Raw genomic sequence first — 13873 nt, 5'->3', positions numbered from 1 at the left:
CTAGCGATTAGCAACTAGTAGTTAGCTTTAAATGCTAAAGAGCATTATCGATAACAATCAACCCCTTATTTGCGATGGCAGATAAGGGGTTTTTCATATAATGGCATTATTTTACTTTTTTAACACATTTCCGGCGGTAAAAATAACTTAAGCTCTAATAACACAAACTTAACACGGATGGAGAGTACAACATGAGAGTGATAAACAAAAAATCTATCAGCACACCGCTTGCCCTACCGATTATTGTATCAGCGCTGCTGTTTAGTACCGCGGCTTGCTCCAATCAAACAGGACTCAGTACCAATTCAGACGCCAAAGAGATGAAAAACTCGTCTCATAAATCACCCGTCAGTACAGAAAAACCCGCCTTTACCACAAAAACCGTCGCGACCTTTGATGAGCCTTGGGCAATGACCGCGCTACCTACAATGAACAACAAAGCACCGAAACTGCTGGTCACCCAAAAAACGGGAGAGTTGTTTATCGTTGATACGGCCACAGGCACTAAGACCACGGTTATGGGCGTACCTGACGTTGCTTATGGCGGGCAGGGCGGACTTGGAGATATTATCATTGCGCCAGATTTTGCCACCTCTAATAACGTCTATATCAGCTACGCAGAAGCAGGCACCGGTAATGATAGCAATAAATTTGGTGCCAAAGTGATCAAAGCCAAATTGTCAGGGATGAATACCAGCACGCCAAGCTTACAAAACATCACGCCAGTCTGGCAACAAATACCAAAGATAGCAAGTCAAGCTCATTATAGCCATCGTCTGCTTTTTTCACCTGATGGACAGTATCTCTATATCAGCTCAGGAGAGCGTCAGGAAAAAGATCCGGCGCAAGACATGAGCATGAACCTAGGTAAAATTATTCGATTAAACGCTGATGGATCAGTACCAAAAGACAATCCATTTGTTAATAATAGCAATAAAATCGCCTCACAATTTTGGACAATGGGCAATCGCAATGTATTGGGCATGAGGTTCGACGAAAGTGGTCGCTTGTGGGTAAGCGAGATGGGGCCAAAAGGTGGCGATGAGTTTAATTTGATTGAAAAAGGAAAGAACTATGGTTGGCCAATTGTGTCTAATGGTAGCAACTATTCAGGTACGCCTATTCCCGATCATGATACTCGCCCCGAGTTCGAAGCACCTAAAATTACTTGGTCGCCTGTCATTTCACCCTCATCGATGAGCCTCTACACGGCTGGCACGCACAACGATTTCCCAGCATGGCAGGGAGACTTTCTAGTCGGTGGCTTATCTTCAAAAGCCTTGATTGTAGTGGATGTTGACGATGATAATACCGCTTCTGAGCGTTATCGCTATGATATGGGTGAGCGTATTCGTAGTGTGTTAACCGTAGATGGGCAAGTGTGGGTACTAGAGGACGAAAGTGATAGTAAGCTTTTACAACTATTGCCAAAATAGTCATTATTGTCTTTTACTTTGTCTATTTAAAAATTGTGAACAGTTATAAACCTCTAAATAAGCAAATTGGTATAGATAATACTATCCAATTTGCTTTATTTTTGTAGTACTATGATTAGTACATCTAAATAATTTTGAAGTGTTTCTATCAACGATAAAAATGTAAGTGTTTGAATTAGATTTGATAATTATCAGCGACCTTGTTAAGGTGACCCTTCTAAAAAATTGAGGCTAGCAAATAATGAATCATGTAAAGGTAGGGCGATTGGGTCCTTTCCCAAAAGTTAGTAAACCTGTGTTTGTTACTTCAGCGTTGCTTATTGTCGGGTTTATTATATTTGGTGCTTTTTTTACTGAAGCAGCAGGTGCGATATTTAGCTATTTACAGGGCTTTATTACCGATAAATTCGGCTGGATGTTCGTTATTTTAATGAACATGGCGCTGATATTCTGTATTTATCTTGCCGCGAGTCGCTACGGTGATATTCGTCTTGGTCAACAAACAGAGAAACCGCAGTACAGTCTATTTTCGTGGATCGGCATGCTGTTTTCAGCGGGTATCGGTATCGGTCTGGTATATTGGGGAACGGCTGAGCCTTTATACCATTTTATGGCACCACCACTTGCTGAGGCAGAGACCATAGAGTCGGCCAAACAAGCGATGAGCATCTCATTTTTACATTGGGGTCTACATGCTTGGGCAATTTATACCATCGTAGCGTTGGCTTTGGCTTATTTCCATTTTCGCCGTGGTCTGCCTTTATCCATTCGCTCGACTCTCTATCCCATTTTAGGTGAAAAAATATATGGCGGATGGGGTCATACGGTTGATATCTTGGCAGTGTTCGGTACGATGTTTGGGGTCGTCACATCGCTCGGCCTTGGGGTTATGCAAATTAACTCAGGTCTAGAAAACCTATTTGGTATTCCAAATTCGATAGGCGTACAGTTCGTTATTATCGCTTTTGTGACCTTGGTTGCCTGTGGCTCTTTGATGCTTGGTCTTGATAAGGGTATCAAGCGCTTGAGTGACATCAACATGGGTTTGACAGGTCTGCTGTTGGCCTTTATGGTCATTTTAGGACCAACGTTGTTTATTCTTAATAGCTTTATTGAGAATATCGGAAACTACATGATGGATCTGATCCCGCTGTCAACATGGGGTGAGGCTTATAGTAATACAGATTGGCAGAGCAGTTGGACGATGTTCTACTGGGCTTGGTGGGTAAGCTGGGCACCTTTTGTAGGCATATTTATTGCTCGTATCAGCCGTGGTCGTACGATTCGCGAGTTTGTATTGGGTGTGCTATTGATTCCAATGGTTATTTTATTCTTCTGGTTCACAACCTTTGGTGGCGTAGCAATCCACATGGAATTAATGGCGGGTCTTGATCCTGCGATTGCCAGTCCTGGATTGGTAGAAGCGGTACAAGCCGATTTGGGTAGCGCTATTTTCAAGCTGGTTGAGTACTATCCATTTGCAAAACCTATTACTCTACTTATCGTCGTTATGATTGTTTTGTGGTTTGTCACTTCATCAGATTCGGCAAGTTTTGTAATCGATATGCTGACCGCTGGTGGCGATACCAATCCACCCAAGATTCAACGTTTATTTTGGGCAACCATGGAAGGTTTGATTGCTGCGATACTATTAGCAGCAGGTGGCTTAGAAGCCTTACAAGCCGCTGCAATTGTTGCTGGACTACCATTTGCCATCGTTATATTCTTGATGATGTATGCGCTGCTTCGCGGTTTGGGTAGAGATCGATTGATATTATATCGCGCTCAGCAGTATTTCATTACAGAAGAGTCCGCTGATCACAACTCAGCCAATGAATTTGCTGACGAACACTTGCTAAAAGGTCCGCCTAAGATTGTAGACGGTGACTAAATAGCTAGCGGTAAGCTGAAAATCGTAATAAGTTGACAATCTTTTTTGGTTGTCAGCTTTAATTGTCATCAACACTAGCCTAATAGTTTGTCATAAAAAATCCTAAGATACCGCGGTGTCTTAGGATTTTTTTATGTCATGTGCCTTAGGCGGTTCCCAATAAAATCGATAGATGAACAACGACGTGCCGCTGGGATCAAGTCTTTTTACTTGCTACTCGCAAGCGTGACAGCAGCGACAAAAACTTGTACTAGCAGTACTGTGTCGGTTTTAAAGTAAATCGGCTATAAGAGCGGCATAATTTTCTATTCGTATAGCGTCCTAGTCCCACTGTAACGTGCTCAAAAAAAGGCAACTGTTTAAAATAAATAAACAGTTGCCGTTTTATAAATACAGTCAGCCATCTTTCATTGATGGGTTATTTGCATTCGCCTTTAACATAGCCTATGGCTTCTGGCGTACCACAAGCTGAACAAGCGTTACCCGCGGTACGATAGCTGATGACTGAGCCAACTTTAGTTTTTACGCACACTGGATCGTATTGCATGGTACATATGGTGTCTTTAGCATTGGCATTTGAAGGCGGGCATTGCGTGAAGCCTGCGGGTAGTTTGCTGGGGCTGGTCGCAGGCGAGGTCGGTGTGTTATCAGAAGTCGCTGCATTTGGTAAGTAGCTACAGCCTGCCAACGCCATGGTTAGGGTCAAGCCCAATAGTGAGGATTTTAGCAAAGACAGTTTTGTTTTAAACGGGTGGGTCATGATGATATGTCCTTATACATGCGCGTTGATATTTCCTATCAACGGGTAATTGGTTGTCTTATTTGTAGTCGCTTGTTTGTAATGGCTGACTGGTAGTCAGCCGCCTATATAATAGCGTTTTTATCACAAAGATATGTTATTAAAGTTAATGCACAATAAAAAAGACCCAAGCTCTGTATCAAGCTTGGGTCTTACTTAAGCATACTATAGTGGATCCAATACAAAATAAATACAGCGCTACTGAGTTAAATTTTGCGCCGCCTCTGTCTGCGACAGCACAGCAAGCAAGAAAAATTTGTGTCAGTAGCGCGTGATAATGGGTATGCCCTTTTTTATTTAGGATTGACGATACATAGATGGCATCGTACTACATAGCATCGTGATACATAGTACGTCCATCAACATCATGCTTTAATGCCGCAGAGGCATAATGACATTTTATTCAGCAGGTTTGTCGTCGTTATTGATCTGTATATATTTATCGAAGTTTTGCGCATAGTCAGTTAAGTTATCGCTTAACATTTGGCGATATTGTTTGACATAAAACTCAACGATATCGTCTTTTTCTTTGGCAAAATCATCGCCTTTAACAAAACCGATAGACGCAACTGAGGCACTATAACGAGCGGCTGCATACAATAAAGAAGCGCCCACTTGCCCTGAATGTGATTCTGGCCCTAACTGACTGTTTGCAACACCAATAATGGCATCGGCACGTTGATAAAATGCCTGCATTTCAGGGGTGATTTCAACGCTGGTATCCGCATTGTTGTCTTGAGTGTTGTTGTCTTGAATATTGTCTTGAGACATAAGCGACTCCTAATAAGTATCGAGAATTTTGAATGAATAAAAACGGGTTATAAGCAATAGATAATAATACGTTTATAAACCCGCATCTGCTTTTAAGATCTCAGCTTTGTCTGTCTTTTCCCATGTAAAAGCGGTTTCTGACCCGATGCGACCAAAATGACCAAAAGTGGCAGTTTGCTGGTACATTGGTTGTAGTAAATTTAGCATACGGGTAATGCCATAAGGGCGTAAATCAAAATGAGTACGGATGAGACGAATGATCTCATCGTTGCTTATTTTGTTTGTACCAAACGTATTAACAGAAATCGAAGTGGGTTCGGCAACACCAATGGCATAGCTAACCTGTATCTCACAGCGATCAGCAAGTCCTGCTGCGACGATGTTTTTTGCGACATAACGCACGGCATAAGCGGCGCTGCGATCCACTTTTGAAGGGTCTTTACCACTAAAGGCACCGCCGCCATGACGCGCCATACCGCCATAAGTATCGACGATGATTTTACGACCTGTCAATCCGGCATCACCAACTGGGCCGCCGATGACGAACTTGCCTGTTGGATTGATGTGATAGCGCGTGCCAGCATGCAGTAAGTCAGCTGGAAGTACCTGCTTGATGATAGATTCCATCACCGCTTCTTGCAGGTCGGTTTGCGAAATGCTTGGATCGTGCTGCGTCGATAATACAACAGCATCAATCGCAGCTGGTGTGTTGCCTTCATACTTTAGAGTGACTTGCGCTTTGGCGTCTGGACGTAACCAAGGCAACTCGCCTGAGCGGCGTAGTTCAGACTGACGCTCCATTAGGCGATGAGCAAATTCAACAGGGGCGGGCATCAACACGTCAGTCTCATTACTGGCATAGCCAAACATAAGGCCTTGATCGCCTGCACCTTGCTCTTCAGGGTCACGGCGATCAACTCCTTGGGCAATTTCAGGAGACTGCTTACCAAGCATGTTGATTACTGCACACGTCTCGCCATCAAAACCCAAGTCTGAATGATGGTAGCCAATGCCATTGACGGTATCACGAACAATACGCTCAACATCGATATTTGCCGTCGTGGTAACTTCACCTGCTAATATCACCGCACCTGTTTTGACCAAGGTTTCGCAGGCCACACGTGCATGCAAGTCTTCACGTAAAATAGCATCAAGGATAGCGTCTGATATTTGGTCGGCCATTTTATCAGGATGACCTTCACTCACAGATTCTGAGGTAAATAAGTTGTATTCACGCATAATAAGATCGCTTAATTGCAGGGACTGTAGTCTACAAACTCAGTCATTATTAAATGTATAAAAAAGTAAAAGACGAAAAGGAGTCAAAAAATTAGCATATTTTACCGTGTATCGAGGTAAAACTCTAGCGATGGATGGTGTTATGAGGTAACTGATGATGGATTAAGCGCGGTAAAAGTCATCAATATCACTATTTTCTTGCCAGCGATATTCAGTATGTTCAGCGATTTGCCGTGCTACGTCTACTCCCTGTCGGTCAGCGATAAAGCCAAGCGCCATGTCCATACCAGCGCTAACGCCTGAGGACGTATAAAATTTACCATCAACGACCCAGCGCGCTTGTTTTACCCAGTATACTTTATTAGATTGAGCAATGACCCATTGCCAAGCGCGTTTGTTAGACGTTGCCCGCTGGTTATCCAAAATACCGCTCTTAGCCAGCAACGCGCTGCCTGTACAGACGCTCAGCACCCAATCCGACTGCTCGGCAAGCGTTACCAGCATTTGCAAAAACGCATTATTATGGACTTGCTGCCTAGTACCTTGACCACCAACAATCAGCAAAATAGTCGTCTGATGCTCTAATTCTGTGACAGTAACCGTTTGCATGGCGACGCCATGCTTACTGCGAATAAGTCCACCAGTCATCGAGGCAAATTGAATGCGATACTGCTCAGGCAGACGACCAAACATCTCGATAGGGCCGAACAGGTCTAGGGTTTCAAAGTCGTCAAACACCAGTGCGGTAATCGTATGCATAGGGCTTCCTTAGTTTTAAAGGGGTTACAGCTCTAAAAACTTGGCTTTATCTTTAAACATGCATTCGTCATACACGGGGCAAGCGCCGCATTTTGGTGTACGGGCCTGACAGGTATAGCGCCCGTGCAAAATAAGATAATGGTGCGCATCAACGATGAAATCATCTGGGATACGCTCGACCAGTTTTTCTTCAACGATTAAGACGTTTTTACCCGTGGCAAGTCCAGTGCGATTGCCCACCCGAAAGATATGGGTATCGACTGCCATGGTTGGCTGACCAAAAGCCGTATTCAACACCACATTGGCGGTTTTGCGTCCCACGCCTGCCAGCGACTCTAAGTCTTTGCGGTTATCAGGAACCGTACTATCGAATTTTTCAATCAAGTCACGGCAGGTTTTGATGACGTTTTTGGCTTTGGCATTATATAAACCGATATTTTTGATATAAGCTTTGAGACCATCCTCACCAAGTGCCAATATGGCCTCAGGCGTATTCGCGACCGGATACAGCTGCTGGGTGGCAATATTGACGCTCACATCCGTTGCTTGTGCGGACAATATCACCGCAATCAATAACTCAAAATTACTGGCATAATTGAGTTCAGTGACAGGCTCATCAATCGTTGCTGCCAGTTTTTCAAAGAATGGACGCACATCACGATTGGGCATTCTTCTGGAAGGCGGCGTGTCGGCGGTTTTATGTTTGACAGTTTTGCTCATGGTATTTTTACTGTTATTTGGCACTGTTATTTGGCAATGAATATGATTGTAAAATTTCAAAAAGGGTGTCGTGCTATTGGGTTAGATTTTACGAAGCGTCTGTCACGCTTGCGAACAGCCAGCAAGGAAAATTTGTACCAGTAAAACATGATACTCTTATGTACCAATTTCATTTTGAATCAACTATAGCTGTAACAGCTCATTCTGTAGGGCTTCAAGCTCGGCTTGCTTTTGCTCATTGGCACGAACACTGAGCTGTTTTTCTAGCTTTTTAATTTTAGTACGTAGCTTGGCAGCCGCGATGGTGTTTTTAGCTTGAGCTTCACTGATGCTTAACGATTGACTGGCCGCATTGTTCAGTTTTGCCTCTACCATACTGACTACCGGTCTACTGTTGCTACTATCAGCCAGTTGCTCACTAACTCGTCTCAAATGCGTGTGATAGCGCTGTCTTAAATCCTCTTGTTCAGCCACTCGCTCAGGCGCAGACAGATCACGCTCGATTGTGACCAAGTCGATACAATCAACGGGACAAGGGGCGATACATAGCTCGCAGCCCGTGCACAAGTCAGTAAAAATAGTATGCATGTGCTTGCCAGTACCGACGATTGCATCAACTGGGCAGGCAGGAATGCATTTGGTACAGCCGATACAGTCGTCTTCTCGGATAACTGCACGCACCTCAGTTGGTCTTGCCGATGTAGCATCTATCGGCCACTGGGAGGACACCGCTTTGAGAGTTGTTTCATAATTGTCAGGATAAATAATGTGGGCGATATCATCGGTCACAGGTTGACCGCCAGGTACGCATTTATTATAAGGCTCGTTATCTAAGACGATGGCTGCAGCATAAGGCAAGCAGCCATCTGGGTGCTCACAAAGGCCGCATTGTGTTTGCGGTAAACAGGCATCGACGCGCGCGATGGTCTCTTGCACATCAACCGACAGCGTGCTGACAGCTAAGTCATCAAATAAAATGGGCAAGTCAGTCAAGCGTGTCAGATTAACAGATTTTTCGGTAGTGTCTATCTCGGTAGTGTCTATCTTAGTAATATCTATTAAAGTAGAGTCTATCAAGCTAGTGGCATGGGTTTGGGACATTGAATAATTGGCCTTTACATCGGTCATTACTGGCTATTTGGGCTTATGATTCGTAAGCGGCGAGATTGGTATATGGGCTTTAAATCAGGCGTGCTCACGTAGCGAAAGATTAACACATTTAAGGCTTGAAAACATCCGTGTCAACACTCTTGCAACCTGATTGGTCTTTACCTGAACACCATAAAGGGCGACCATATACCTGATGATGAGCGGCGAATGCATGACTTATCCGTTCTCAAAGCGTTTGAGTATAAAATTAATTAGCAAGTGCATGCGCTGCGGCATATTGCCACGGTCACGGTACAGCATTTGACAGCCTCGAGGTTGATTGTTCCAATCGGGCAATACCCGTTGTAGTTTGCCACTTTTTATCAAGGGCCGTGCATCATAATCTGGGATAAACCCAAGACCGATGCCACTCTCTATGGCTTGTAGTAATAGGCCAATATCATCTACCTTGAGTCGAACGTTGTCTGTTGGTTGATGCGTGTGTATCTCGCCCGTTGTCTGGTGTTGTAGTTTCCATGCCGTCATTGGCGCGCATAGAACGGTGGGAAAATGTACCAAATCACTTGGCGCTTTTATATCAGACAGCGCTAAGTCAGCTGCGCCGCAGATCATAAAGCGTATATTGGTCAGCTGACGCCCAATCCAATGATCGGCATTGTGCTCTCCAATGCGAAAGGCAATGTCGATGGCTTCTTCTTCAATATCAATGGTTTGGTTGGATAAGCGCAAATCCAAATGTATATCAGGGTATTGCTTCAAAAAGTCATTAAAATGCGGCGCTAAGATGCTATTACTAAAATTGGCTGGTGCGGCTATTCTTATGATGCCTTTTGCTTGGGTTTTATCTTGTAGTAAGCAAAGGGCGACGTTTTCTAGCTCATCGAAAAGCGGCGCACTGCGCTCATAATATTGTTGTCCTGCATGAGTCAGTTGCACGCGATGCGCATCGCGGTTCAGTAATCTTAGCGCCAAATTTTCTTCTAGTTTGGCCACGCGCCGACTCAAGGTAGAGAGTGGGATTTGCAGCGCAATGGAGGCTTGCCGGAAGCTACCGTATCGAACAATCGCGCAAAAGCTACGCATATCATCAAGGGAGTGATTAAATTTCATATTTGGAATCTATGCTCTCGTTATTACGGGTTTATACCATATTTAAAATATATACACTGGTCATTATCTTTTCACAAGTTTTTTGGAAGCAAGATGAGTCGTTCAAAGAATACCAATGCCGTACTGTTACTTCTACTCTGTACGTTTTTATGGGGAGCGTCTTTCCCCGTGGGCAAACATGCGCTACAAGAAGTCGATGCCTTCACCTTGGTTATGTGGCGATTTAGCATCGCGTCGGTTTGCTTATTCATATATGCCAAATACAAACACATGCCATTACCTAGCTTGACCTCAAAACAGTGGGCATGGGCAATTGGGGTTTCTGTGATGGGCGTTGGCGGATTGAACCTTGGCTTGTTCACGGGTTTGGCGCAAACCAATGCCAGTAATGGCGCGTTGATTATGGCACTTAGCCCGCTTATGACGTCTTTGATTGGTTCAGTGGCTCAGCGCAAACTTCCAACGCTTGGCGCGGTGTTTAGCCTTGTGGTCTGTTTGTCTGGCGTGCTGTTAGTCCTTACCAACGGCACTCTTATGAGCTTGCTCAGTTTTGAGCCAAATCACGGCGATCAAATGATCTTTTTGGGTATGTTGTGCTGGAGTCTTTATACTTATTTGACCCAAGGCATTAGCCGCTGGATGCCCATGATTCCTTACACCTTAGTCGGTATGTTGTCGGGTCTTGGTATGATTTCACTGATGATTGTCTTAAGTCCAGAGATACATCCGTTGCAAGAGAGTCTGGTTATTAGTAAAGGCGTGTTTTTTGATTTGATATTTATCGGTGTTTTTGGCACTGTGGGTGGCTATCTGTTGTGGATTTCTGGCGTCAAACAGCTTGGTGCTGCCAGCGCCTCCTTGTTTTTTAATTTTGTACCTGTTTTTGCCGCGATTACCGCCTTTGCTTATGGACAACAAGTCACGGCGTTACAGGTAGTAGGCATTGCGATTGTGATTGCTGGATTGTTGATACCAAAACTGGTTCAGTGGCAATATACTCGTTTGATGGATCGTAAAATTGCCAGCTAAAATCCAGCACCTATGGCTATTGTTAAATGCTAAATGCCAAACCCAGCTTTTACAAACCAATGCGTTTTATAGTCCAATGAGTTTTATAAACTAGAGTGTCTTATAAACTAGAGTATCTTATAAACTAGGGGCTTTTATAAAATAATGCCATGTTCACGAGCCACTTGCGCAATCAACTCATAAGCAATACTGCCTTTAAAAGGAATTTTGGGCAGGTTTGAGAGATCAAAAAAATTAGCGTGGGTCAGCTCTTCTTCTTGAATGACAATGTCGCCGTCTGCATAAGACGCTCTAAAACCGACCATCAAATTAGAAGGAAACGGCCAAGGCTGACTACTGACGTAGCGTATGTCCGTCACACGGATATTGACCTCTTCTGCCACTTCACGAACGACCGCATGCTCAAGACTTTCGCCCACTTCGACGAAGCCTGCAATTAACCCATACATGGCTGACTGGTTTTGTACGCCGTGGCGACGATGTTGAGCCAGCAAGATCTGCATCTCACCTGTTCGCGGGTTGGGACGGGTAATAGCAGTAATGACACAGGGCTGAACGCGAGGATATTGGCGCAATTGACAGATAGGGCAGACCATGGCGCGCTCGTCAGTTTTGGTGTGAAAGACTGAGGCGGCGCAGCGACTACAAAATTGAGTGTCTGTCTGCCAGCGCAGTAACTGTAGGGCTTGGCTAATTTGAGTAGATAGGGCAACCGGTAATTGAGTAAGAAGTTGACGATAAGGAAAAAACGCGTTGTCGCTACCCTCGGTTATGATGGGCATCTTGATGTCATGAGTAAGAGCATAATCGTAAGTGATGGCATTGGTGGCTTGAGCCATAAAGGTATCAAGATCAATATTTTGGGGAGTAGCATTGACCGCATCAGTCGGCACATTGTCAGACAGCCATTGACTGGGCGCGAGGCTTTCAAATAGCTCTACTTGACCGATCTGATAAGAGGAGTGGGTCTTATCATCGTCTGAGAGTTGAGCGGAGGGTGGTAATTCAACCTGCAATGGCCACCAACCATCAGCCGTTTGTTGGCACAAAACGGTGTCATCACGAAATACAAAAGCACAAGGCATATACATAGTTCCAAAGCATAAAAAACAAGTTTGTAGGGCATGACATACAAATTTGTTTGGAGTGAGAAAAATAGGTGAGTATTGATAAGGGTCAAGTGACTGTGAGCATCAAGTAATCACAAAAATTGCCGCTATAACTAAGCTGCTATAACTAAGCTGCAAGACCTAAGCTGCAAGCAAACGGCTTAAGCTCTGCTGACCAATATCAAGCGCTTGCTTGCCAACAGGGCGATTGTGCTCAAAACCATCCAAGCGATAATCGACGGCCATGATGACATCAGCGATATAAGCAAGCGTTTGGTCTTCTATACGTTGTCCGCTTTCGATGCGCCGCTCAATGTAGTTGGCCAGCTGGCTCAGCATACTGGCAGGGGTTGGCAGCTGTAAAAAGCGTACCGCGCCTGATACTTGACGCATCATCTCAGGTACGTTCTGAATATTAAGCATGTCGCGCTCAGGCTCTGCCAAATAGTCATTGATGGCTTGTTCGGCACTGGCAATGGCGGTGCGGCTTTCTTGTATCAACGTGTCGTTAGCCGTATTGAGCTGATGCAAAGAGATATGGGGATTGTTCAGTGGCAAATAAATAGCGCCTGGCGTATGCATTTCTGCCATCGCAATCGCGGCATTTTCTGCTTGCATCAAAGCCAATAGTAGATGGTCAAAATCATCGGGCGATGGTGCTCGCCAGTGTTTGACAGCATCTGCGGCTGTGCTAAGACTGTTGGCGGCACTCGATAACCCAAGCAAACGCAAAGCCGAACCCAATACGGTCAGCTCATCGATAATCTGTGCCGTTTGCATCTCAGCAGGATGGATCGAATCCCCGCGTGCGTAACTGTCAACCTGCTCTTTGATCGTATTAATCTGAGTTTGAATAATGGTGTTTAAGGTATCAGTCAGCGCACGGTTAGGGCCGAACAAGAATTGCTTCATTTGCTCAATTTGTGACCCTTCTAGTCGGTTTTTTGCATACTGTACGCGCAGCTCTTTCGCCGCTTCATTGTCGCGCTGGCAAGCAAAACTGACCAAGTCTGCAAAACGCTTATCCATGACTGGTAGATAGCTTTGGAACTGCTGTTCTAAATAAATAAGGGTCTGTTTTTGGCTAGTATTGAGTGGCAAGATGCTTGCAATATCCGTCACAGCGGCAAAGGCAGCTTGCCAAAATAGGCTGCTACTGTTTGAGGCTATAAGCGCACAAGCTGCACTCATACCATTAAGTTTTTGTTGCTCATCTGAGCTTACATTGCCATCTTGATTGAGCAACGCCACCCCAAGACCACTACGGTAGGCATAGGTCAACAGCTCACTATCAAGATTGAGCTCTTTGAGGGGTTGAAAGTTTTTCTCAGGATTGGCAATAATGACGCTACTGCTACCAAAAGCAGAAAAATAGTCTGCTGCGATAGGAGACTGTTGACCATGAGCATTGAGCTTATTAATAACAGGTAACAATAAAGTCGGTTCTACCGATTCTGTCAGTAATACAAACTCGATATAGCGATCCAGCGTCATAATGGCTTCTGATAAATCCATAATTAGCTCGACATCGTTATTATCAGCATTGTCATAAAGACGCTGTAGTCCGTTCACGATAGCCGTATTTAATACTTCTGCACCCACCAAAGAGATCAGCTTAAAAATATAGGACAGCTGTTTTAAGACAATAATGGAGTCGAGCAATAAAGGCGCTTGACCGTCATCGTCATTAAACTCACTCAGATGAATTTCAGTGTCTTTTAGGGTGACGACGATCTCATCATGCAGCAAATGTAGGGAAGGGAGGTTAAAATCAGTAACACTAAGCGTTGGGGCGGTTAACTTCATTTGCGCTGATTGGTTCATAAGTGTTTTTCCATAATGTACTGATGAGAATGGCGACAGATTGAGTCATGCTAAAAAGCAGATAGCAGTGTATATT

Annotated in this window: 12 protein-coding genes; 3 read left to right on the top strand and 9 right to left on the bottom strand. The window is 44.4% G+C overall.

Annotation, left to right across the window (positions count from 1 at the left end):
- Nucleotides 1-191 precede the first annotated feature (191 nt).
- Together AAJP47_RS00385 and AAJP47_RS00380 are read left to right on the top strand one after the other, a co-directional pair.
- On the top strand, nucleotides 192-1436 hold the full coding sequence (locus AAJP47_RS00385) for a PQQ-dependent sugar dehydrogenase (protein WP_346715933.1): 1245 nt from the start codon (nucleotides 192-194) through the stop codon (nucleotides 1434-1436).
- A gap of 241 nt (nucleotides 1437-1677) precedes the next feature.
- Complete coding sequence (locus AAJP47_RS00380; protein ID WP_346715932.1) at nucleotides 1678-3327, top strand: BCCT family transporter; 1650 nt, start codon at nucleotides 1678-1680, stop codon at nucleotides 3325-3327.
- Between the two features lie 418 nt (nucleotides 3328-3745).
- On the opposite strand, the gene AAJP47_RS00375 is transcribed toward AAJP47_RS00380, so the two are convergent.
- From AAJP47_RS00375 to AAJP47_RS00345, 7 genes are all read right to left on the bottom strand, one after another.
- The gene (locus tag AAJP47_RS00375; RefSeq protein ID WP_346715931.1) at nucleotides 3746-4087 is read right to left on the bottom strand and encodes a hypothetical protein; all 342 of its coding nucleotides are present in this window, start codon (nucleotides 4085-4087) and stop codon (nucleotides 3746-3748) included.
- A 438-nt stretch (nucleotides 4088-4525) separates the two neighbouring features.
- Entirely contained in the window at nucleotides 4526-4897 is a 372-nt protein-coding gene (locus AAJP47_RS00370) for a DUF3144 domain-containing protein (protein WP_346715930.1), read from the bottom strand.
- 72 nt (nucleotides 4898-4969) lie between these two features.
- The gene (gene metK / locus AAJP47_RS00365; RefSeq protein ID WP_346715929.1) at nucleotides 4970-6136 is read right to left on the bottom strand and encodes a methionine adenosyltransferase; all 1167 of its coding nucleotides are present in this window, start codon (nucleotides 6134-6136) and stop codon (nucleotides 4970-4972) included.
- A 162-nt stretch (nucleotides 6137-6298) separates the two neighbouring features.
- Complete coding sequence (locus AAJP47_RS00360; RefSeq protein ID WP_346715928.1) at nucleotides 6299-6895, bottom strand: DJ-1/PfpI family protein; 597 nt, start codon at nucleotides 6893-6895, stop codon at nucleotides 6299-6301.
- A gap of 24 nt (nucleotides 6896-6919) precedes the next feature.
- Nucleotides 6920-7564 carry an endonuclease III gene (gene nth, locus AAJP47_RS00355; RefSeq protein WP_497198673.1) on the bottom strand — a complete coding sequence of 215 codons (645 nt, stop codon included), beginning with the start codon at nucleotides 7562-7564 and terminating at the stop codon, nucleotides 6920-6922.
- 234 nt (nucleotides 7565-7798) lie between these two features.
- A complete protein-coding gene (locus AAJP47_RS00350) occupies nucleotides 7799-8716 on the bottom strand; it encodes an RnfABCDGE type electron transport complex subunit B (RefSeq protein WP_346715926.1) in 918 nt (305 codons plus the stop codon).
- 225 nt (nucleotides 8717-8941) lie between these two features.
- Nucleotides 8942-9835, bottom strand: a complete 894-nt coding sequence (locus AAJP47_RS00345; RefSeq protein ID WP_346715925.1) for a LysR family transcriptional regulator — start codon at nucleotides 9833-9835, stop codon at nucleotides 8942-8944.
- A gap of 93 nt (nucleotides 9836-9928) precedes the next feature.
- Between AAJP47_RS00345 and AAJP47_RS00340 the strand changes: the two genes are divergently transcribed.
- Nucleotides 9929-10864: a DMT family transporter gene (locus tag AAJP47_RS00340; protein WP_346715924.1), complete on the top strand. Its 936-nt coding sequence runs from the start codon at nucleotides 9929-9931 to the stop codon at nucleotides 10862-10864.
- A 134-nt stretch (nucleotides 10865-10998) separates the two neighbouring features.
- Here the strand turns inward: AAJP47_RS00340 and nudC are convergent, their stop codons facing one another.
- Both nudC and AAJP47_RS00330 read right to left on the bottom strand, forming a co-directional pair.
- Complete coding sequence (gene nudC, locus AAJP47_RS00335) at nucleotides 10999-11949, bottom strand: NAD(+) diphosphatase (protein WP_346715923.1); 951 nt, start codon at nucleotides 11947-11949, stop codon at nucleotides 10999-11001.
- Nucleotides 11950-12114: 165 nt separating this feature from the next.
- A complete protein-coding gene (locus AAJP47_RS00330) occupies nucleotides 12115-13797 on the bottom strand; it encodes a hypothetical protein (protein ID WP_346715922.1) in 1683 nt (560 codons plus the stop codon).
- Nucleotides 13798-13873: the final 76 nt, after the last annotated feature.

Origin of the sequence: Psychrobacter halotolerans (assembly GCF_039680845.1) — a bacterium.
Taxonomy (GTDB): domain Bacteria; phylum Pseudomonadota; class Gammaproteobacteria; order Pseudomonadales; family Moraxellaceae; genus Psychrobacter.
The sequence above is the reverse complement of the archived record's forward strand: the minus strand, read 5'-3'. Positions and strand labels throughout refer to the sequence as shown.